Origin of the sequence: Acholeplasma laidlawii PG-8A (assembly GCF_000018785.1) — a bacterium.
GTDB lineage: Bacteria > Bacillota_I > Bacilli_A > Acholeplasmatales > Acholeplasmataceae > Acholeplasma > Acholeplasma laidlawii.
The window spans coordinates 151,279-173,874 of the sequence record NC_010163.1; the positions used below are offsets into that span (position 1 = coordinate 151,279).

At 33.3% G+C, this 22,596-nt stretch carries 16 protein-coding genes and 1 other annotated feature; all 16 genes read left to right on the forward strand.

From position 1 onward, the window contains the following. The first annotated feature begins 211 nt into the window (after positions 1-211). The 16 genes from rplK to ACL_RS00885 all read left to right on the forward strand — a co-directional run bounded on the left by rplK (position 212) and on the right by ACL_RS00885 (position 22,590). Complete coding sequence (gene rplK / locus ACL_RS00815) at positions 212-643, forward strand: 50S ribosomal protein L11 (protein ID WP_012242123.1); 432 nt, start codon at positions 212-214, stop codon at positions 641-643. 66 nt (positions 644-709) lie between these two features. Continuing rightward, a complete protein-coding gene (rplA, locus tag ACL_RS00820) occupies positions 710-1,402 on the forward strand; it encodes a 50S ribosomal protein L1 (RefSeq protein WP_012242124.1) in 693 nt (230 codons plus the stop codon). Positions 1,403-1,409: 7 nt separating this feature from the next. Then, positions 1,410-1,542 (forward strand) — a sequence feature (ribosomal protein L10 leader region). Between the two features lie 39 nt (positions 1,543-1,581). After that, positions 1,582-2,070, forward strand: a complete 489-nt coding sequence (gene rplJ / locus ACL_RS00825) for a 50S ribosomal protein L10 (protein ID WP_012242125.1) — start codon at positions 1,582-1,584, stop codon at positions 2,068-2,070. A gap of 17 nt (positions 2,071-2,087) precedes the next feature. Beyond that, entirely contained in the window at positions 2,088-2,459 is a 372-nt protein-coding gene (gene rplL / locus ACL_RS00830; RefSeq protein WP_012242126.1) for a 50S ribosomal protein L7/L12, read from the forward strand. A 71-nt stretch (positions 2,460-2,530) separates the two neighbouring features. Then, positions 2,531-3,124: a class I SAM-dependent methyltransferase gene (locus ACL_RS00835; RefSeq protein ID WP_012242127.1), complete on the forward strand. Its 594-nt coding sequence runs from the start codon at positions 2,531-2,533 to the stop codon at positions 3,122-3,124. Positions 3,125-3,261: 137 nt separating this feature from the next. Beyond that, on the forward strand, positions 3,262-7,077 hold the full coding sequence (gene rpoB, locus ACL_RS00840; RefSeq protein ID WP_012242128.1) for a DNA-directed RNA polymerase subunit beta: 3,816 nt from the start codon (positions 3,262-3,264) through the stop codon (positions 7,075-7,077). 2 nt (positions 7,078-7,079) lie between these two features. Further along, positions 7,080-11,207, forward strand: coding sequence for a DNA-directed RNA polymerase subunit beta' (gene rpoC, locus ACL_RS00845; protein WP_012242129.1), 4,128 nt, complete (start codon positions 7,080-7,082; stop codon positions 11,205-11,207). A gap of 257 nt (positions 11,208-11,464) precedes the next feature. After that, entirely contained in the window at positions 11,465-11,740 is a 276-nt protein-coding gene (locus tag ACL_RS00850; protein WP_012242130.1) for a GNAT family N-acetyltransferase, read from the forward strand. An 85-nt stretch (positions 11,741-11,825) separates the two neighbouring features. After that, complete coding sequence (locus ACL_RS00855) at positions 11,826-12,953, forward strand: GGDEF domain-containing protein (protein WP_012242131.1); 1,128 nt, start codon at positions 11,826-11,828, stop codon at positions 12,951-12,953. Continuing rightward, positions 12,950-13,378: a S24/S26 family peptidase gene (locus tag ACL_RS00860; protein WP_012242132.1), complete on the forward strand. Its 429-nt coding sequence runs from the start codon at positions 12,950-12,952 to the stop codon at positions 13,376-13,378. Before ACL_RS00855 ends, ACL_RS00860 begins: the two co-directional genes overlap by 4 nt. Positions 13,379-13,397: 19 nt before the next feature. Continuing rightward, the gene (locus tag ACL_RS00865; protein WP_012242133.1) at positions 13,398-13,721 is read left to right on the forward strand and encodes a hypothetical protein; all 324 of its coding nucleotides are present in this window, start codon (positions 13,398-13,400) and stop codon (positions 13,719-13,721) included. Between the two features lie 156 nt (positions 13,722-13,877). Beyond that, positions 13,878-16,466, forward strand: a complete 2,589-nt coding sequence (gene adhE / locus ACL_RS00870) for a bifunctional acetaldehyde-CoA/alcohol dehydrogenase (RefSeq protein ID WP_012242134.1) — start codon at positions 13,878-13,880, stop codon at positions 16,464-16,466. A 251-nt stretch (positions 16,467-16,717) separates the two neighbouring features. Beyond that, positions 16,718-16,849, forward strand: coding sequence for a hypothetical protein (locus tag ACL_RS07550; protein ID WP_012242135.1), 132 nt, complete (start codon positions 16,718-16,720; stop codon positions 16,847-16,849). A 3-nt stretch (positions 16,850-16,852) separates the two neighbouring features. Further along, positions 16,853-19,111, forward strand: a complete 2,259-nt coding sequence (locus tag ACL_RS00875) for an InlB B-repeat-containing protein (protein WP_012242136.1) — start codon at positions 16,853-16,855, stop codon at positions 19,109-19,111. A 54-nt stretch (positions 19,112-19,165) separates the two neighbouring features. Beyond that, positions 19,166-19,873, forward strand: coding sequence for a hypothetical protein (locus ACL_RS00880; RefSeq protein WP_012242137.1), 708 nt, complete (start codon positions 19,166-19,168; stop codon positions 19,871-19,873). Continuing rightward, positions 19,870-22,590, forward strand: a complete 2,721-nt coding sequence (locus ACL_RS00885; RefSeq protein ID WP_012242138.1) for a glycoside hydrolase family 10-like protein — start codon at positions 19,870-19,872, stop codon at positions 22,588-22,590. The genes ACL_RS00880 and ACL_RS00885 overlap by 4 nt, the downstream gene beginning before the upstream one ends. Positions 22,591-22,596 lie beyond the last annotated feature (6 nt).

The window sequence follows — 22,596 nt, forward strand, 5'->3', positions numbered from 1 at the left end:
GCAGTAATTAAATAAAAAGTGTTGAAAGATTGTAAGATGAAATGTCACAAAATTTTCATATCTTTTTTAGTGTGTGTGAAAATGCGGAGAGGTGACACTTTTCTTGTTGACATACACCCTCAATAATGATAGAATATTCACGCGTGTAAACACACCATAGTGGGAGAAATATTCGTACCACATACTTATTACAAAAGAAGGAGGTCGTGTTATGGCAGAAAAGAAAAAAGTAGTCAAACAAGTTAAGTTGCAAATTCCTGGCGGTAAAGCAACTCCAGCTCCACCCGTTGGTCCAGCACTCGGGCAAGCTCAAGTTAACATTCCGCAATTTGTTAAACAATTTAACGATATGACTCAAAATATGGTTGGTTATATTGTACCAGTTGTAATCTCTGTTTATGATGACAGAACATTCTCAATTGAAACAAAAACTCCACCTGCTTCTGACTTACTAAAGAAAGCAGCAAATATCAAAGCTGGAGCAAGTAATCCAAAGAAAGATAAAGTTGCTACAATCACTAGAGCACAGTTAGAAGAAGTTGCAAAAATGAAAATGCCGGATTTAAACGCATACGATGTGAAAGCAGCATCTAAGATCATCGAAGGTACTGCAAAACAAATGGGCATTATAGTTTCAGAATAATTTAGAACTTTAAAGTTTCTAAATTGTGGGAGGATATCCCGTTATACCACATTTAGGAGGAATTTCATGAAAAGAGGAAAGAAATACTTAGAAGCAGTTAAGTTATACGATAAATCAGTTGCTTACACTGGTTTAGAAGCTGTAGAACTTGCTAAAAAAACATCTGTTGCTAAGTTTGATGCAACCGTCGAAGTCGCATTCCGCTTAAACGTTGACCCTAGAAAAGCTGACCAAAACCTTAGAGGAGCTATTAGCTTACCTCATGGTACTGGTAAGACTGTTAGAGTTGTCGTTATTGCAAAACCAGAAAAAGCTAAAGAAGCTTTAGCAGCTGGTGCGCTAGAAGCAGGCGATGTAGAGTTAATCGATAAGATTGGTAAAGGTTGGTTTGATTTCGATGTTATGGTCGCAACACCAGATATGATGGCTCAATTAGGTAAATTAGGTAGAGTATTAGGTCCAAAAGGATTAATGCCAAACCCTAAAACCGGAACTGTTACATTAGACGTTGCTAAAGCTGTAGAAGAAATTAAAGCAGGGAAAATCGAATATCGTACAGATAAAGTAGGTAACATCCATGCACCAATCGGTAAAGTATCATTTGATTCAAATAAACTACATGAAAACATGTTAGCTATTTACAATCAATTAGTACGTATTAAACCAGCTACGGTTAAAGGTACATATATCAAAAAAATTGCTCTTTCAACAACTATGGGCCCTGGCATCATGGTTGAAGAAAACAATATCAAAAAGTAAGACACAACAATTAATTAAATATTTACCAAAGACAGTAGCTGTGGTATCCACTTAATTTGCTACCGAGGAAAAATAAACCTGGAACTTATTTTCTCTCTTTATATGTCTTTATATATTAAGAGGGATTTTATTTATTAAAAATGAAATCCAAAATCAAAACCTTACAAAAGGAGGCACTCATGAAGAAACAACTTCAACGTAAAGTCGATCAAGTGGCAACATTAACTGATAAATTCAAAATGGCTAAAACAATTGTTATGTTTGAATATAAAGGATTATCTGTTGCAAATTTAACATCACTAAGATCTGAATTACATAAAGAAAACATCGATTTAAAAGTTTACAAAAACAATATCACAAGACGTGCCGCAATCAATGCAGGATTCGATGCTTTAGAACCATCATTAACAGGTCCTTTAGCAGTTGCAATATCATATGATGATGTTGTAGCTCCAGCTAAGATCATTAATGAATTTGCAAAGAAAAACAAAACGGTTGTGATAACATCTGGTGTTATTGAAGCTAAAGTAGCTGACCAAGTAGCAATTATGGCACTTGCAAACCTACCATCAAGAGAAACTTTATTAACACAACTAGCAGCTGGTCTATTAATGCCAGTAAAAGAAATAGCTATTGGATTAAATATGCTATTAGAAACTAAAGAATAATTAAGGAGAATACACACATGGCTAAATTAACAAAACAAGCTTTCGTAGAAGCTTTAAAAGAAATGTCTTTATTAGAAATTAAAGAACTAGTGGACGGATTAAAAGAAGAATTTGGTATTGACCCATCAGCAGTAGCAGTAGCAGCAGGTCCTGCAGCAGCAGCTGAAGTTGAAGAAAAAACTGAATTCAACGTAGTATTAAAATCATTCGGTGACAAGAAAATCGAAGTTATTAAAGTAACTCGTGAAGTAACTGGATTAGGTCTAGTTGAAGCTAAGAAATTAGTTGAAACTGCAGACGCTGTAATTAAAGAAAACGCTAAGAAAGACGAAGCAGAAGCTCTTAAAGCTAAATTTGAAGCAGCTGGCGCAGTCGTTGAAATTGTTTAATTTAATTTAAATGAATGTTTAAAAACCTGAGATTACTCGGGTTTTTTCACTTCTTTTTTATAGGTGAATTTATGTCGCATTACTTTAGAAATGATCCCAATTTAATCAGTGAAGAAACTACGTATCAAGTCGAAATGTTTGATCAAAAATTTACATTTTTATCAGATAAAGGTGTTTTTAGTAAAGACCACTTAGATACTGGTTCATACGCACTTATAGCTAATTTAGATATACCAACTCATGCAAAAAGCCTACTGGATGTGGGCTCAGGCATAGGCGTCATAGGTATTATCTTAAAAAAAGTACATCCAAACTTGGATGTTACTCAAATAGATATTAATACACGTGCACTAGAACTTAACATTAAAAATAATAAACTCAATCAAGTTGAAACAACCGTGTATGAGTCTAATTTATTCAGTCATGTAGACAAAACATTTGATTGTATCGTATCTAACCCGCCTATACGTACGGGTAAAGCTACCATATACAACTTATATAAAGATGCCTATAAACATTTAAATACATATGGACAATTGTGGATAGTCGTTAGAAAAGATCAAGGTGCTAAATCTACAATAGATTATTTATCAACAATTTATGAAGAAGTAGAACTTGTTAAACGACATAAGGGTTTTTATGTGATACGCGCACAAAAGAGATGAAAACTGCCGTTTGTATTGACACTATTGTATACAATGTGGTAAAATTATAAAATGCATAGAAATGGGTTTTTTATATATTTATATATATAAATGAAGCCTAATACAAGAATTTTAAATAACGATAGGAGTGTGGATTCATGAGTTATAAAACCGTAAAATACGGAAAAAAAGCAGAACGACGTGATTATTCAAAAATGTTACATCAGGTTGAACTGCCGAATCTTATCGAGATACAGACTAAATCCTTTGAGGAGTTTGTAGAAACTGGTATTGATGAACTGTTAAAAGACATTTCACCAATTGAAGGACACAATGGTGACTTGAAACTCTACTTTGAGGAGAGTTCATTATCCGAACCAAAGTATTCTACTATTGAAACCAAGATTCGTGATCTAAACTATTCTAGACAATTATCTGCTAGAGTTAAATTAGAAAACGCAATTACAGGTGAAGTAAGAGAATCCACCGTATTAATGACAGACCTTCCTATGATGACACCATCAGGGACTTTTATCATTAATGGCGCTGAACGTGTAGTTGTATCCCAAATTGTACGTTCATCAGGTGTGTATTATACATCTGAATTGGATAAAAAAATAAACCAAATTAAGTACTCTGCACAAGTGATCCCAACACGTGGTGCTTGGATAGAGTTTGAACAAGGTTCTAAAGAGATTTTATATGCTAAACTTGACCGTTCTAAGAAAGTTCCATTAACAACTTTCATTAGAGCATTAGGGTTTACTACTAAAAAAGATATTGAAGAAACTTTTGGTCGCTCAAGCTTAATTACCAACACTTTTGAAAAAGATGAAACCAAATCACCAAATGAAGCGGTTATTGATCTTTACTCAAAATTACGTCAAGGTGAAAAAGTTCCGGCTGATGCAGCACGCGAATTCATTAGAATGCGCTTATTTGATGCTAGACGTTATGATTTAGCTAAAGTAGGACGTTATAAATTCATTAAGAAATTAGACGTATTAGCAAGAGCAGAAGGTACATACTTAGCAAACGATATCATCTTAGATGGTGAAGTGTTAGTTGCTAAAGATACACACCTTACAAAAGAAGTTATTCAAATTTTAGCTCAAAATCGTGATGCATTTAGAAAACAATTAATTACTAAAGAAAATAACTTACAAAATGAAACTGCTGATGAAATATTAGCAACTACTTTACCAGAAGGTGGTAACACACTTTATGCTAAAGAAAATGTTGTGAACTTAAAAACTGGTGAAGTTTTAGTTAAGAAAAATGAAGCTATTACTGAAGAAGTTTTAACAAACTTAAGAAAAAATAGACATTCAATTGACGAAAAAGTCATCAAATACTTCTTAACAGAAGACGTTTACAAAAAAGAATCATTACGCCAAGGCGTTATTTCTGAAATTCTTGATGTATATGTATATGATGATGCAGGCGATAAATCAAACGTTATCCGCATTATCGGTAGTGACCAAAGAGAAGATAGAATCTTCGTAGCAGTATCTGATATTGTTGCAAGTATTTCATACTTCCTAAACCTATATGATGGTTTAGGTAATGTAGATGATATCGACCACTTAGGTAATAGACGTCTAAGATTAATTGGAGAGCTATTAAAAAACCAATTTAGAATTGGTTTAGCAAGAGCTGAAAAGAACATCAAAGATAAGATGTCAACAACAAACTTTAATGATGCAACACCTGCAAACGTTATTAACATGACGCCACTTGTAGGTGCTATTAAAACATTCTTTGGTTCGTCACAATTATCACAATTCATGGACCAAATTAACCCACTAGCAGAGTTAACTCAAAAACGTAGAGTATCTGCCTTAGGTACCGGTGGTATTGCAAGAGATAGAGCTGGGGTTGAAGTACGTGACGTGCATAACTCTCACTACGGTAGACTCTGTCCAATTGAAACACCAGAAGGTCCTTCAATTGGTTTAATCTCCTCACTTGCTACATATGCTAAAGTCGATGAATATGGCTTTATTAAGACACCATTCTTAAAAGTTGTACAAAACGGAAATGAAACATCAGTGACTAAAGAAGTTATTTATTTAACAGCTGACGAAGAATCAGATCACGTGATTGCATCTGCTGCTACACCAATGGATGAACATGGTTTATTCATTGAAAGTAGAGTGATTGCAAGACGTAATGGTGAAACTGGTATTTATGATGCTAATGAAATCACTGCAATGGACGTTAGTCCAAAACAGGTCGTATCTGTTGCGACATCTTCCATTCCATTCCTAGAACACGATGATGCTTCTCGTGCGCTTATGGGTGCGAACATGCAACGTCAAGCAGTACCTTTATTACAACCTACATCACCGATTGTTGGTACAGGGGTTGAATACCGTGCAGCTAAAGACTCTGGTGCTGTAGTCATTGCTAAAAACTCAGGTTATGTAACCTATGTCGATGGTAAGAAGATTATCATCACACCAGAACCAACTGATACAATTAAATCAGGATCTAAAACACTATATAAAGTGGGCGGAGAATTTGATTATGGTATCGCTAAGAAACTATATGAAACCAAATCAGTTCAAAATGATCAATATGATTTAGTTCAATTCTTTAGATCTAACCAAGATACTTTAATATTACAAAAACCAATCGTTATGCAAGGTGAGTACGTTGATGCAGGCGATGTCATTGCTGATGGCCCTTCAACTGAAAATGGTGAATTAGCATTAGGACGTAACGTAACCGTGGCATTCATGACATGGGAAGGTTATAACTATGAAGATGCTGTCATCATGAGTGAAGACTTAGTGAAGCATGACGTGTATACATCCATTCACATTGATGAATATGAAATTGAAACAAGAGATTTAAAACAAGCTAATGGTAAAGAAGAAATCACAAGAGAAATTCCTAACGTTGGTCAAGAAGCAATTAAATTCTTAGATGAACGCGGTATTATCGTACCAGGCTCTGAAGTTAAAGAAGGCGACATCTTAGTTGGTAAAATCACACCAAAAGGTGTATTTGAACCAACTCCATCAGAAAAATTAATTCACGCTGTTATTGGTGATAAAGCTAAAGAGTATAGAGATTCATCCCTACGTGTACCTCATGGTGGCGGTGGTGTAGTTCAATCTGTTCAATACTTCAGTAAGAAAAATGGTGATCAATTACCAACTGGTGTAAACGAACAAATTAGAGTTTATATTGCTAAAAAGCGTAAAATCACTGAAGGTGATAAGATGGCTGGGCGTCACGGTAACAAGGGTGTTATTTCTAAAATTTTACCAAGAGAAGATATGCCATATTTAGCAGATGGAACATATGTTGACATCATGTTAAACCCATTAGGGGTTCCATCACGTATGAACATTGGACAAATCTTAGAAATTCACTTAGGAATTTCGGCTCAAAAATTAGGTATTAAAGTTGCATCCCCAGTATTCGATGGTGTGACTAACGATGAGTTAGGCGCAATCATGGAAGAAGCAGGTATTGCACCAGATGGTAAGACTACATTATATGATGGTCGTACCGGAGAACCTTATAACAACCGTATTTCGGTTGGTGTAATGTACATGATCAAACTATCGCATATGGTGGATGATAAACTACATGCTAGAAACGTTGGACCTTATACATTAGTTACACAACAACCAATGGGTGGTAAAGCTCAAAACGGTGGACAACGTTTCGGGGAGATGGAAGTTTGGGCACTTTATGCTTATGGTGCTGCACATACACTTCAAGAAATGTTAACGATTAAATCAGATGATATGATTGGACGTAATAAAGTGTATTATGCAATTACACACGGCCAAGAAATACCAAAAGCAAGTATTCCTGAATCCTTTAGAGTATTAACAAGAGAACTTCAAGCCCTAGGCTTATATGTAGAACTCATTGATGCAAACAAGGGAGAGAATGAGGCGATCAAGTCTTTAGTAGACAACTCGTCCAAAGGTTTTAACAAAGGGAGGTTTTAATCATGGCTAAGAACGAAGTATTATCCTTACCTGTAGATTCTTTAAAATTAAGTCAAACTGCATTAGATAGATTAAAACTATCTGGTATTAGTCGTTTAGAAGATTTCAATACATTTAACTTAAAAGAACTTCAAATGTTATTGAGTGATTCTTTTAATGAAGTCCTTCCAACATTAATTTATTACAAATTACCAAGAGATGTAAGAGATTTATCATTATCAGATGAAGTTGTTTCAGTACTTGAAACAGCAGGTATTAAAGATTTAGAAGCATTAACAAAATATGACAAATCTACACTTTATCATGTGTTTAAAGACGATGAGTTCTTATTAAAAGAAATCAACGATTTATTTGAACTATATCACGAAGAAAAATTATCTACTCTTAATGTAGCAACAGAAGTTTTTGAAGAAGTAGCACTTCCTCAAGAGGTATCTGTTGAAGACAGAGTAAATAAGATCATTCAACCAATTCGTAAAACATATGGTTCTAAAGCATTTACGCACTTTAAAGTGAGACTTGCAAGTCCAGATGAAATTAGAAACTGGTCTTATGGTGAAGTTATTAACCATGAAACTATTAACTATAGAACATCAAAACCTGAACCAGGTGGACTATTTGATGAAAGAATTTTTGGACCTACAAGAGATTACCAATGTGCTTGTGGTAAGAAACAAACTGTAAACAAAGGCCAAATTTGTCCAAAATGTGGTATTGAAATTACAGAGTCTAAAGTACGTCGTGAACGTATGGGACATATTAACTTAGAAGCACCTGTTGTGCATACATGGTACTTAAAGAACTCTCCTTCAAGATTAGCTATCCTATTAGGCATTAAAGCTAAACAATTAGAAGAAGTTGTTTACCATGCAAGTTATATTGTGACTGACCCAGGTCAAAACACACCACTAGCTAAAAAACAAATCTTATCCGAACAAGACTATTCTTTACTTGTTGAAGAATATGGTTCAAGATTTACAGCGCTTACTGGTGCTGAAGCGGTTAAAAAATTACTTCAAGATCTAGATTTAGATAAAGAAGTTAAAAATTTAAGAAAACGTCTTAAAACAAGTTCTAAACAAAAACGTGATCGTATTATTAAACGTTTAGATGTTGTTGAAGCATTTAACCAATCAGACAATAAACCTGAGTGGATGGTTATGGATGTTATTCCAGTCATTCCACCAGATTTACGTCCAATGGTTCCACTAGATGGTGGTAGATTTGCTACAACTGACCTTAACGACTTATATAGAAGAATCTTAAACAGAAACAACCGTTTAAAGAAACAAAAAGAACAAATGGCGCCTCGTTTAATTACTAAGAACGAAAAGCGTATGTTACAAGAAGCAGTAGATGCATTATTCGATAACGCGAAACGCGGTAAGAAGGCTGCTGTTGAACGTAACCGCCACTTAAAATCATTATCTGATTTACTACGTGGTAAACAAGGTCGTTTCCGTCAAAACTTATTAGGAAAACGTGTGGACTACTCTGGACGTTCAGTTATTATTGTTGGTCCAGACTTAGAGATGTACCAATGTGGTATTCCTCGTGAAATGGCAATTACATTATTTAAACCATTTATCTTACGTGAATTACAACTAACACATGGTGCAGAAAAGAAAAATGCAAACGCTAAATACGAAAGACGCGATGACGACACATGGCGTGCACTTGAAAAAGTTGTACGTGAGCACCCAGTATTACTAAACCGTGCGCCAACGCTACATAGACTTGGTATTCAAGCATTCGAAGTGAAATTAATTGATGGTAAAGCGATTCGTCTACACCCACTTGTTACACCTGCGTTTAACGCGGACTTTGACGGGGACCAAATGGCGGTTCACTTACCACTATCACCAGAAGCTCAAGCAGAAGCAAGATTATTAATGCTTGCATCTAACAACATCTTAAACCCTAGAGATGGTAAACCAGTTGTTACACCATCTCAAGATATGGTTTTAGGTAACTATTACCTAACTATTGAAGAATCTAAAGATCGTAATTTTGGTGATGATCTTGAAAGAACTAAGAAACACCAAGAAAAGCATCGCCATGAAGGTAAGTTCTTCTCATCTATTGATGAAGTTAAGATTGCTTATGAGAATAAAGATATTTCTTTACATACAAGAATTATCATTAAACCAGAATCAGTTAAAGACACATTTACAGTAGAACAAAAGAACATGTATTTAGTGACAACATTAGGTAAAATCATCTTTAACGAAATCTTACCTGAAACATTCCCTTATGTAAATGAACCTACAATGTCTAACTTAAGTGAAAAGACACCAGACATTTACTTTATTAAAAAGGGTGTGAATCCAAAGGATGCACTAAAGCATATTCCTACACCTGAGCCATTTAAGAAGAGATTCTTATCTATGGTTATTGCTCAAGTATTTAAATTATTCCACATTTCTGAAACATCAAGAATGTTAGATAAATTAAAAGACTTAGGATTTAAATATTCAACAGTTGCTGGTATTACAATTTCTTATGCAGACATCAACGTATACTCCAAGAAAAAAGAAATGGTTGAAGCAACCGAAGAAGAAATTAATGAAATTGAAGAATGGTTCGAAGATGGATTACTAACAGATTCAGAACGTCGTAAACTTGTTATTGATAAATGGACAAATGTTAAAAACGAAATTCAATCTGGTATTATGAAAGAATTCGATAAAGATAACAACATCTTTATGATGAGTGACTCTGGTGCCCGCGGTAACGTATCTAACTTTACACAGTTAGTCGGTATGAGAGGACTTATGAGTAACCCTAAAGGGGAAACGATTGAAGTTCCAGTTCAATCATCATTTAGAGAAGGTCTAACCGTATCTGAATTCTTTATCTCCACCCACGGTGCGAGAAAAGGTTCTACCGATACCGCGCTTAAGACCGCAGAATCTGGTTACTTAACACGTCGTTTAGTCGACGTATCACAAGACGTTATTATTGTTGAGGATGATTGTGGTTCAAGCCATGGTGTTTATGTAGAAGCAATTAAAGATGAGTCAGGTAAAGAAATCGTTCCATTATACGATAGAATTTATGGCCGCTTTGCTGCACATGACATTATCAGTCCAAAAACTGGTGAAGTATTTGTGAAACGTAATGAACTGATTACTGAAGAAATCGGTTTGGCAATCGTTAAATCAGGTATGCAAAAAGTTGAAATTAGAAGTATTATGACATGTACATCAAGTCATGGTATTTGTGCGAAAGACTACGGTATTAACTTAGCTACAAACCAATTTGTTGAAGTTGGTGAAGCTATTGGGGTTGTTGCTGCTCAATCTATTGGTGAGCCAGGTACACAGTTAACCATGCGTACATTCCATACAGGTGGGGTTGCTGCTGGTGCCGATATTACTCAAGGTTTACCACGTATTCAAGAGTTATTTGAAGCACGTAATCCAAAAGGTAAAGCAACGATTTCAGAAGTTGAAGGTAAAGTTAAAGATATCTCACGTCGTGGTGGTTCAATTAGCATTACAATTACTGATACCCAAGGCACTGAATACAAATACACGCTTGATCCAAACATTGAAGCTTTAGTTAAAAAAGGTCAAGATGTTGTTGCAGGTCAAAAACTATCTAGTGGATCTATTAATCCAAAAGAATTACTACGTGTAACAGATGTTAAAACAGCATCTAACTACATTTTAGAAGAAGTTCAAAAAGTTTACCGCGCTCAAGGGGTTGAAATTTCTGACAAGCACGTTGAAGTTATTATTCGTCAAATGTTACGTCGTATCATGGTAATTATTGAAGGTGATACCAACATCTTACCAGGTACAGAGGTATCTATTGATGAGTTTAAACGTGAAAATAAAGAAGTACTTAAAAACCGTGGTCGCTTAGCTGTTGGTCGCCCAATACTATTAGGTATTACTAGAGCATCTCTAAGAAGTGATTCCTTCTTATCTGCTGCATCCTTCCAAGAAACTACAAGAATCTTAACAGATGCTGCAATTAGAAGTAAGAAAGATGAATTACACGGACTAAAAGAAAACGTCATTATCGGTGGATTAATCCCAGCTGGTACAGGTATACTGCAAGAAAAATTCTTCCATTATGATCAACCAGAAGATAAAAAACCAATATATGATGATTTTGAATAATCATTAAGTAAAATCATTTTTAAAAGAGACTATTTCATATAAAAATAGTCTCTTTTTATATGAAAATGCTAATAATTTCAATAATTTATACTTTTAAAGTATAATATAGGTGTAATCAATTAAGTTAAGTCAAGGCTGTAAAGACTCAAGGGAGAAAGTTTTTACAGTCATAAAAATCATAAAAAGGGGTACGTTTTCGTATCCCTTTTTATCTAATCGGTTATAATAGAGTTATAAACCAAGTTGGAGGTAGACATATGATGTTCAAACAAGAACCCGGACGATTTTATATAAATGATGAATCGGGTAAAATGATTGCAGAAATTACTTATAAATATATTGGTGAATATATTGCAGCAACACATACATTTGTTGATCCTGTATTAAGGGGACAAGGTATTGCACAAAAGTTAGTCGATGAAGTTGTAAGACTTTCAAGAAGTGAAGGGAAGAAAATAGATCCTGTTTGTCCATATGTAAAAAATCTATTCGAAAAGGATATGCAGTATAGTGATGTGTATTTAAAACGTTAGATTATAGTTATTGACAGTTTTAAATTTAAGGTATGTTAAAATATTTGTTGTGTGATAAATAATTACATAGATTAGGGAGAAATCTATGCAAACTGTAAATATAGCTTTATTTGTTTATTCATTTATCTTATTGATTTCTATATATTTATCAAGTGGACAAGTTAGGTATAAGTTAATGAGTGATAGGCTTTTTAGGTCACTCATTAGAGTAACCCTGCTTCTTTTAATGGTTGATATGATAGCTAGGTTTGAGGGATTAGACTATTGGTTCTATCCTGTTTTTAGTCGTGTAGGTAATTTTGTATCCTATGGTATAAGTCACTTTATATCATCATTATGGTTCTTATATATTCATAATAGAATTTATACAGATACTGAACGAACAAAAAACTTATACAAATACTTTTTCCTAATTAATTTGGTAAACTGGATTTTACTAATTATCACTCAGTTTACTGGATGGTATTATTATTTGGATAGTTCAAATATATATCACAGAGGACCATTATTTTTCTGGACACAATTAGTCAATGCTGTAATTTTACTTAGTTCACTTGTATTACTTGTATTAAAACGTAAACGTATTGAACAAAACACGATGTTTGCATATATTTTGTTTAGTTTAATTCCGGCGATTGGCTTAACTTTACAAATTATATTACCTGGAATTGCCTATATTCCAAATTCAGTGGCTGCTGCACTCATTATTCTATATTTATTCGTTCAAAACAATAAAGTAAGATATGATCACTTAACCGGCATATTTAATAGAAGGCACATGGATTATTATTTAGAAGATAAACTAATAAGTGCAAAGCGCGGTAAACCATTTTCAGCTATTTTATTTGATTTAGATGATTTTAAAGATATCAATGATACATTAGGTCACTCTGTTGGTGATATTGCGATTAAAAAGACTGCGAAAATACTTGCCAGTGCAAGTAGTAAACATGAATTTTTAGCACGTTATGGTGGAGATGAGTTTTTGATCATAACAAGTAAGTATGAAAAACAAGATATTGATGAAATAGTAAAAAGGGTCTATGATGGTATTAATCAGTTTAATAAAATCAATGATAAATTTAAACTAAGTATTAGTCATGGTTATTATGTATATCATAAGGATTTAAATTTAAGTCGAGATCAATTCATTGATGTTGTAGATAGAAATATGTATGATAATAAAATAAAAAAGAAAAATTCTAGAGTATGATACAAAACACGATATTAAATCAATTAAATGAAAAAGGATTTGTAGTATCTAAAATAAGAGGGGTAAGTATGTGGCCCTTCTTTAATCAAAAAAATACGCAAGTCTATATTAAGAGTGCTCTTAACTACAATAAAAATGACTGTATTCTTTTTTTAAGAGATGATGGTAGTTTAATTATGCACCGTATTCTTTACTTAAAAAAAGACTTCTTCTTAGTGTGTGGGGATAACCAGTCACAATTAGAAAAAGTGTATTGTAGTCAAATAAAAGGTAAAATGACTGAGTATTATATTAATGGACATACCAGACGTCCAATAGGTATAAAATATCACGTGTATGTAAGATGGATAAGAATTACTAGGCCGATAAGAGTTATAAGAGATCTATTAAAGCATATCATAAAAAAAATAATCAACAAAAAATAACTTACAAGGAGATATGTAAATGTTTTATTATAAGCAAGCAAAAGTGAATATGATTACATATCTTGTTATTATTGTTTTTTTAAGTTTATTGGCTTTAATACCTTCTGAAGGTGATAATGAACTTATTATTTATCTATTAGGTGTTTATAGTTTTATTTGTGTATTTAATATGTTTTTGTATGTCCAAATCAAAAAACATATTAAAGGAAATCGTGTGATCCCAAGGTATATGAAAGTTGTAGTTCTTACATCACTTATCATAGTAGTTTTCTCACTTATATTTAATTTAGAAGCTGCAATTGATTTTTATAATGAAATCAAAGACAGCAAAAAAATACATTAATGTTTAAAAAAACGTAGCCGGATAGTTTAAACTTATCCGGCTTTTACTATGTAAATTTTATGAAAACGTATTCATTATAGTTTCATTTGAATTAATTTTAAAATCATATAAAATAGGGCTATAAAACCAATTCATATAACACAAGGAGAATTTAATATGGAAAAAGACACACTTATCTTAAACGAGGTAGATCTTTTAGTCACGTCTGCTTTAGAAGCACTTGACGAATACATGGAGTTTACCCAAGAGAAGATTGATGAGATTGTAGCCAAAGTTTCTGTTGAAGCAATTGATGCACATGGCCGTTTAGCCAAGCTTGCTGTAGAGGAAACTAAACGAGGGGTATTTGAAGATAAAGCAACCAAGAATTTATTTTCAGTAGAATATGTCATCAATCATATGAGACACCTAAAAACTGTAGGGATTATCTCGGAAAATACAGTAACGGGTATTACAGAGGTAGCTGATCCTGTTGGGGTAATTTGCGCTATTACACCAGTAACGAATCCAACATCGACGACAATATTTAAGTCATTGATTGCACTTAAAACTAGAAATCCAATCGTCTTTGCGTTTCATCCAAATGCGCAAAATTCATCAAAGGAAGCGGCTAGAATTATTAAAGAAGCAGCGATTAAATCAGGTGCTCCAAAAAATTGTATTTCATGGATTGAACATCCAAGTTTAGATAATACAAATAAACTTATGAACCACCCGGGGATTGCAACTATTTTAGCAACTGGTGGTAATGCAATGGTTAAGGCAGCTTACTCATGTGGTAAACCAGCTCTTGGTGTCGGTGCAGGTAACGTACCAGCATACATTGAAAAAACTGCAAACATTAAAACCGCAATCAATGATATTGTTATGTCTAAGTCATTTGATAATGGTATGGTATGTGCATCTGAACAAGCAGCTATTATTGATAAAGAAATCTATAAAGAAGCTTTGGCGGAATTTAAAAAGTTACATACTTTTTTATGTAACAAAGAACAAAAACAAATGCTGGAAACATTTATGTTCCCAGATGGTGTCAAGCTTAATCCTTATGTTGTAGGTAAGAGTGCACATCACATTGCAGAACTTGCAGGTTTCGAAGTTCCTTTAAATACCAACATTTTACTAGTAGAATGTAAAAGTGTTGGTAAAGAAGAACCACTTACAAGAGAAAAACTCTCGCCAGTATTAGCAATTCTTAAATCAAATGATGAAGTACATGGTGTAGCACTTGCAAAAAGTATGGTAGAACTTGATGGTTTAGGACACTCTGCAGTGATTCACACACAAAATGATGAACTTAAAAAAACCTTTGGTTTAGCACTTAAAGCGATACGTATTATAGTGAATTCACCAGCGACTTTTGGTGGCATAGGTAATGTATATAACAGGTTTATACCATCACTTACCTTAGGGTGTGGTTCTTATGGTAAAAACTCTGTTTCTGATAATGTCAGTGCCATCCACTTACTTAATATCAAACGTATCGGTGAAAGGAAAAATAATATGCAATGGTTTAAGGTTCCATCTAAAATTTACTTTGAAAAAGATTCTATTGAATACTTAAGACAAATGAGAGATGTTAACAAGGTTGTCATCATCACAGATAGAGTGATGGTTGACTTAGGTTATGTTAAAAAAGTAACTGATCAACTAAGTTTAAGACGTAATCATGTTGTATATCAACTATTTACCGATGTTGAAGCTGATCCATCCATTGAAACAGTTCATAAAGGTTATGAACTGATGAAATCCTTCCAACCAGATACGATTATAGCTATTGGTGGTGGTTCACCAATGGATGCTGCAAAAGCTATGTGGTTATTCTATGAAAACCCTGAAGTAGATTTTAACGACTTAAAACAAAAATTCATGGATATTAGAAAACGTGCATTTAGATATCCTGATTTAGGTAGAAAATCTAAATTAGTATGTATTCCAACAACCTCAGGTACTGGTAGTGAAGTGACTCCGTTTGCAGTTATCACTGATAATAAAGAGTCTAAAAAATATCCATTAGCAGATTATTCATTAACACCAACTGTAGCTATTATTGACCCTGCACTTACACTTACTCAACCAAAATCTGTTACAGCAGATACTGGAATGGACGTGTTAACACATGCAGTAGAAGCTTACGTTTCAGTACTTGCTAATGACTATACAGACTCACTTGCAATTCAAGCAGTTAAAATGGTATTTAAATACTTAAAACGTGCATTTGATAATGGATTGGACTTTGAAGCAAGAGAAAAGATGCATAATGCATCTACCATGGCAGGTATGGCATTTGGTAATGCATTCTTGGGTATATCTCACTCTATGGCTCATAAAGTAGGTGGAAGATATCATATACCTCATGGTAGAATTAATGCAATCTTATTACCACATGTCGTTTTATATAATGGTACAGTTCCAGCTAAGTTATCTACTTGGCCAAAATACACATATTATGTAGCAGATGAAAAATACATGGAACTAGCTAGAGCAATCGGATTAGATCCTAAATCTAAAGAAGAAGGCGTTAAGATGTTTGCTAAGGCATGTCATGATTTAGCAGTATCATTAGGTATTAATATGAGTTTTGCTAGTCAAAAAGTAGAAGAAAAAGATTTCTTAGAACACAGTGAAACTTTAGCTTATCTAGCTTATGAGGATCAATGTTCAACAGCTAACCCTAGACTACCTTTAGTAGCGGATATGAAGGTGATCCTAGAAAATGCATATTACGGCAAACTAGATATATAGTATATATTCAAATAATTAAATCAAAGACTTTCAAATAACTTATAGGTTTTAGTAAATCTTGTAAGACAAAAGTTATTTGAAAGTCTTTTTTTACTATTTAAACACAAAAAACGAAAATTATTTTCACCTAATGAAAATATATGCTAATCTATTGTATAAAATGATATTAAATTGCTAAATGATATACGAAAGTAAATCGAGTGTAATATAATCATAGGTAAATATGGAAGCGTTTTTATAAGGGGGAAAATATGATAAAAACGGTAGAAACAAAAAAGAGGGCATATGAGTGTCCTGTTATTGAAGTGGTCAAGTTTGAAGAAAATGTTCGAACTGGATCCGAGGGTTCAGCAAACGTGAGTGACTGGTGGTTTGAGGTATAGGTGATGAAGAAACTTACAATTATTGTAACTTTCCTAGTAACTCTATTACTAGTAACACCTTTTGTATTTGCAAGTAGTGGTGCACCTACAATGATAGAGGGTGCATCTATTAGAACAAGTGGAGAACAAGGTTTGAGATTTTATGCAAATCTTGAAAATGAAGCTGTAACTAGTCAAGGATTTTATCTTGTATATGGTGAAACTTCAGTAGTGAATCTTCAAACTGCTATTTCTAATGCAGTTGAAGACAATGTCATGTTAAATGGCAAAAAGGTTTTCAAAGTAGAAGTTGAAAACAGAGAACCAAATGGTGATTTCAGTGTTGTTTTAACTGGTATACCTGAAGTTGGTTATTTAGATAAAATAACTGCAATTGCTTATGGTGTTGTAGATAATGCAGAAATATTTGTAAGTGCTGGTACTACAAGATCCATTGGAGAAGTAGCTTATAATATGATTAAAGCAAATGATTACAACCAAGTGGCACTGGATATACTTGAATCTATTGATATCAATCATAGAGCACTTGTAAGTACTCATTGGGAAACGTACGAAGAATCATCTGCAATCTTTGAGACAGATCCATTAATATTAAAGACTCAGTTCATTAATGATTGGAATGCCAAATTCGGTACAACTTTAACGGATTTAATAGGAACTGCTTTTCATACAAGTGCAATTGTTGGTAAAACAGACCAAGCAGCTCAAGGATCAATGACTAATTTGACTGGAATGAGAATCTATGCATTCTTCAAAGATGAATTATATAGTTTAAAATGGGGTTGGCTTCTAGACTATATTATAAAGTATGGAAGTGGAATTATTCACCCAGCAAGACAGGCTGTTGCGTTAAAGGGCGATGGAACAAATAACAACCAAATACTCTATGATGCAAGCCATTTCAATTATTCTCTAGTTAATTTTTTTAATATGAGTAACCAAACTGGAGGTTATGAGCCTATTAATTTTACACTTCCAGGCTCTAAAGCTAGATATCAGGATGTTGTAAATTTTAACAATACAATACCTAAAATGTTAAGTATTTATAATTTATCAAAAATTGGTGATAGTGTTGCACTACCGCAAGATTTATCAAAGGATGGATATACGTTTAATCAAAGTTTCACAGAAGGAACTAATGTACATACAATAAGTTATATTTTGACTGGTCAAGGAAAAGTGCTTGAACCTAATTTTACAATTGTTAACTACAATATTAGCTATTTAGATGGTGCTGAAGAAGTGTTACCAAATGATTTATATAATATTAATCAATCTTTAACTTTACCTACCTATGAGAAACCGGACCATATCTTTGAGGGCTGGTTTGATAATCCTTCATTTACAGGTTCACCTGTAACCAGTATTTCCATGGGTACTACAGGAAATAAGGTGTTTTATGCAAAAACATCGCTACTAGATGATCCGGTTATTACAAGCTTAATTTCACAATTACCAACACATATTATGAATGATTATGTCCTTCCTAATGCAGAAGGTGTTACATGGCAACTAAAAGCAGGACAGGACACTACTTTATACAATGTTGAAACAGGAAAATTACTCAGATTCCCTGGTGAATCAACACTACTAACTGTAGTCCTTAACAAAGGAAGTATTAGTCAAGATGTAGTATTAAGATTTGGTATAGCAGATCCGACAAAAACACAATATTATTATAACGCTGATGCCAACTCAGTAGCGCAAACTGGTGGAACATTTACTACGCAACAAAACAAATCAGGATTCGGTGGGTATACAATAATAGTAGGTACAAAACAATACTTTATTGGGTATAGATCCCATATCTCACTTTCTGGTACAACAGCAAATGAAATAATGACAATCTCTCAGCTAAGACCATATGGGTTAGGAGGAGCAAATAATTATAATTTAGGATTGCTCACAGGAGGTATACCTGCAACTAATTCAAGAGGTTATGGGGTATTGTATGAAAATACAGGCAATGTACCGGTTCAATTTGATTTGAGAGAAACATATGGAAGAGCAGATTCTGGTTATGCGGGTTATGGTAAATTTATATTAAAGCCTGAAGGAAATGGACAATATAAAGTTAGTGCTCTATTACCAAACCATACTGGAGGACTGATGGTAACCTTAAACCAGGGCGAACTATTATGGGCACCCCACACTTGGGAAGTAGCTGGAACTTATTTATATCAACCAGGCGCAACAAAAGGGGTACTATTAGTAAACTCTATAATCAAAATTGAGACATTTAAAATGGATTTCACAGACTAGAAAAAATTAATAAGGCGCTATTTAATAGCGCCTTATTCTTATCAGAAAGGTACTATGAACACATATAAAATAGCAGATCTAATCATCAAAATGAATCCTAAACACGATCCACTATTAAGTCAAGCTAAAGCTTACTTAATAAATACGAGAGAATTAGTCGATTTTGTAATCCCTGATTTAACAAAGGATGTTTTAGCATATCATAATGATAATCAAGATTTAACAATCGGAGACTGTGAATACATTATGTATGCTTCTTATTTTTATACTAAGCTGATAGAATATAATGGTATATACTTACATGCGTCAGCTGTAGTTAAAGATGGTTTTTGTTATATGTTCTCTGCACCAAGTGGTACAGGAAAATCAACACATACTAATCTATGGCTTAAGAATATAAAAGATTCACTTATTTTAAATGATGATAAACCCGCAATTAGAATATTTGACGATACTATTTATGCTTATGGTACTCCATTTTCTGGCAAACATGATTTAAGTATCAACCAAAAATACCCTTTAAAGGGTATATCATTTATATATAGAGATTCTAAAAATACCATCACTAAAATCAATCCAAATGAGTCATTATCTTTAATGATGGCACAAACAGTTAGATCTAAACAAGAAAAATATTTAGTTAAAACACTATCTATGCTAGAAACTATCTTAACTAAAACACCAATATATAAAATGGGTTGTACAATATCCAAAGAAGCCGCATTAATGTCGTATAACACTATGAAAGGGCAGACACTATGAAGATCAAAAAAACAATAATTATCATACTAGTATGTTTAACCACTATACTATTATCAGGATTTACAAAGCCAAATTCAAATGATATAAAATCATTTGAATTTGAGTTTGAAACCAATCAAAAATTAAGAGCAGTCTGGGTTACACCAATTGTAGGAGAAGTCTCTACATTTACAACTGAAACTGCCTTTAAAAATGAAATGAATCAGATGTTAGATATCTTAGAACATTACAAAATAAATGCACTTATCTTTCATGTTAGAACACATAACAATGCTTTATATGATTCAGAATTAAATCCTAAAGCAACCGTTTTTGGTAGTGTTAATTTTAATAATTTTGACCCTTTATTATGGCTAGTTAATGAAACTCAAAGCCGTGGTATTGAGTTTCATGCATGGCTAAATCCTTATAGAGTGGGAACTAATTATGTAGGCACAATGCCTGCAGAAAACCCCGCATCAAATGCTAGTAACATATTAAGTAATCCATCGAATTCGGCACTTAAGATATTAAACCCTGGAGAACCTGTTGTACGTGATTTTATAGTTGATACTGTAATAGAAATTATTGAAAAGTACCCTGTAGATGCAATCCATTTTGATGATTACTTTTACACTAATTTAGGGGCTAACGGAGCACTTTCTGGTGCAACCACCATTCTAGATGAACCCGATCAGCAAACATATGTAACTTATGGTAGTGGATTTAATACAACGAGTGCTACTGATAAAGCAAATTGGCGTAGACACCAAGTTAATACCATGGTTCAGGCCGTATCTAATGCGATAAAAAATTATAACCAGTTAAATGGTAAGCATATACAATTTGGTATATCACCTACGGGGATATACAAAAATGGGAATGGTGTAGTAACTTATGATGAGTTTGGTAAACCAGTTACAACAGGATCTCTTACTACTGGTCAAACACATTATAGTTCTTATCTATTTTCAGACTCGCTTCACTGGATAAAAGAAGGCTGGTTAGATTATATTGCCCCACAAAGCTATTGGGCAACAAATCACAGTGCAGCATCCTACTATAATGTAATGGGCTGGTGGGAAAAAGTAGTTAAATATTTGGACGTTAATCTCTATTCTGGTATTGGTCTATATATGGCAGATGAATCGACAAATACCTTTAACTGGAAAGATGATATGTTAGAGATGCGTACTCAATTAGAATATTTAGAGACACTTAATGATGTAGATGGATTAAGTGTATACTCATATAAATATATTAGAAATCACTATAACAATCAAAATTCTACTTCAGCAAATCAAATGGAAAATGCAGCTCACTTATGGCAAGATTATTTAGTTTTACCACCACTTAAAAGTATGGAACCCATACTTTTAGATGGTGTATCTAATATCTTGCATGAAAATGGGGTATTAACCTTTGATAGACTGGATGGTGCCAAACAGTATTACATATATAGATCACAAACTAGCCTAACATATAGCCAATCTGAAATTGTAGGTGTTGTTGGTAGAAGTAATGATTTAAGTTTATCTTATAATACAGGCGATATCCAAAATCAATATGTATATGGGATTCGAGCACTATCCTATACAAATCATTTAGGTAGTACCACAGTAACTAATGATATTTCAATGATTGAGGGGGCATCGATTAGGCTTGCTACCGAATCAAGTGGACAAGGCTTAAGATTTTATGCAAATAAACCTCAATCTGTTTTAAGTGATACACATGGATTTTATATTGTTTATGGTGAGACCACAAGGCAAGATTTATTAGATGCAATAAACAATCCTATAAATAATGAAATTATAGTAAATCAAAAGAAGGTATTTAAAGTTGAAGTGCCTGATGTTGAAGTAGATGGAACGTATTCGGTAGTAATTACTGGTATACCAAGTATAGGATATACTCAAAAGATAAGTGTATATGCTTATTACACAAATAATCAACAAACCTATATATCTTCTAATGCCTCTATAAGATCACTACTTGAAGTAGCGGTTCGAATGGAAAATCTAGATCAGGGTGTTACTCAGAGCAAAGATATTATTAATGAGGTTAAAGACTCAACAAAGCATATCGTAAGAAATGCTTTTAATGCATATGAAATTACTGGTATTTTTGAAACGAACCACAATCTAATAAAAGCAGAATTTATTAAAGATTGGAACACTTTATTTCAAACTAACTGGACAGAACTAAATGCACAAGACTTTTATAACCATGCAATTGTAGGTAAACTATCTGGTGCTGAAACGCTTGCTGGTAGTAGATTATATCAGTTCTTTAATCACACAAATTATCAATTAAAATGGGCATGGTTATTAGATTATCTACTAAGTATTGATGGTACTGTTTGGACTTCAAGACAAATAGAAGCTATTAAACTAGATGGTACATTTGAGTCATACACTAATTTATATAGTGGTAATCATCTGATTTATTCTATCTATAATTTCTTTTATGAATCACATGTGGTAGGTGGATATACTGCAATTAATTTCGTTACTAATAAGCAATTTTATGATACAGTAGTTAATTTTAGTAATAGTATCTATTTAAAACTAGATAACTATGATTTCTTAAGTGTAGGTCAATCAATTAAACTTCCTAATCCACCGGCTGATTTATCAGCAAACTTTTCACATTACCTGATTGGGTCCACAACATATTATCCAGGGGATAACTATGTTGTTACAAGTAATACAAAAATTAAATTTATGTATCAGTAAAATCAC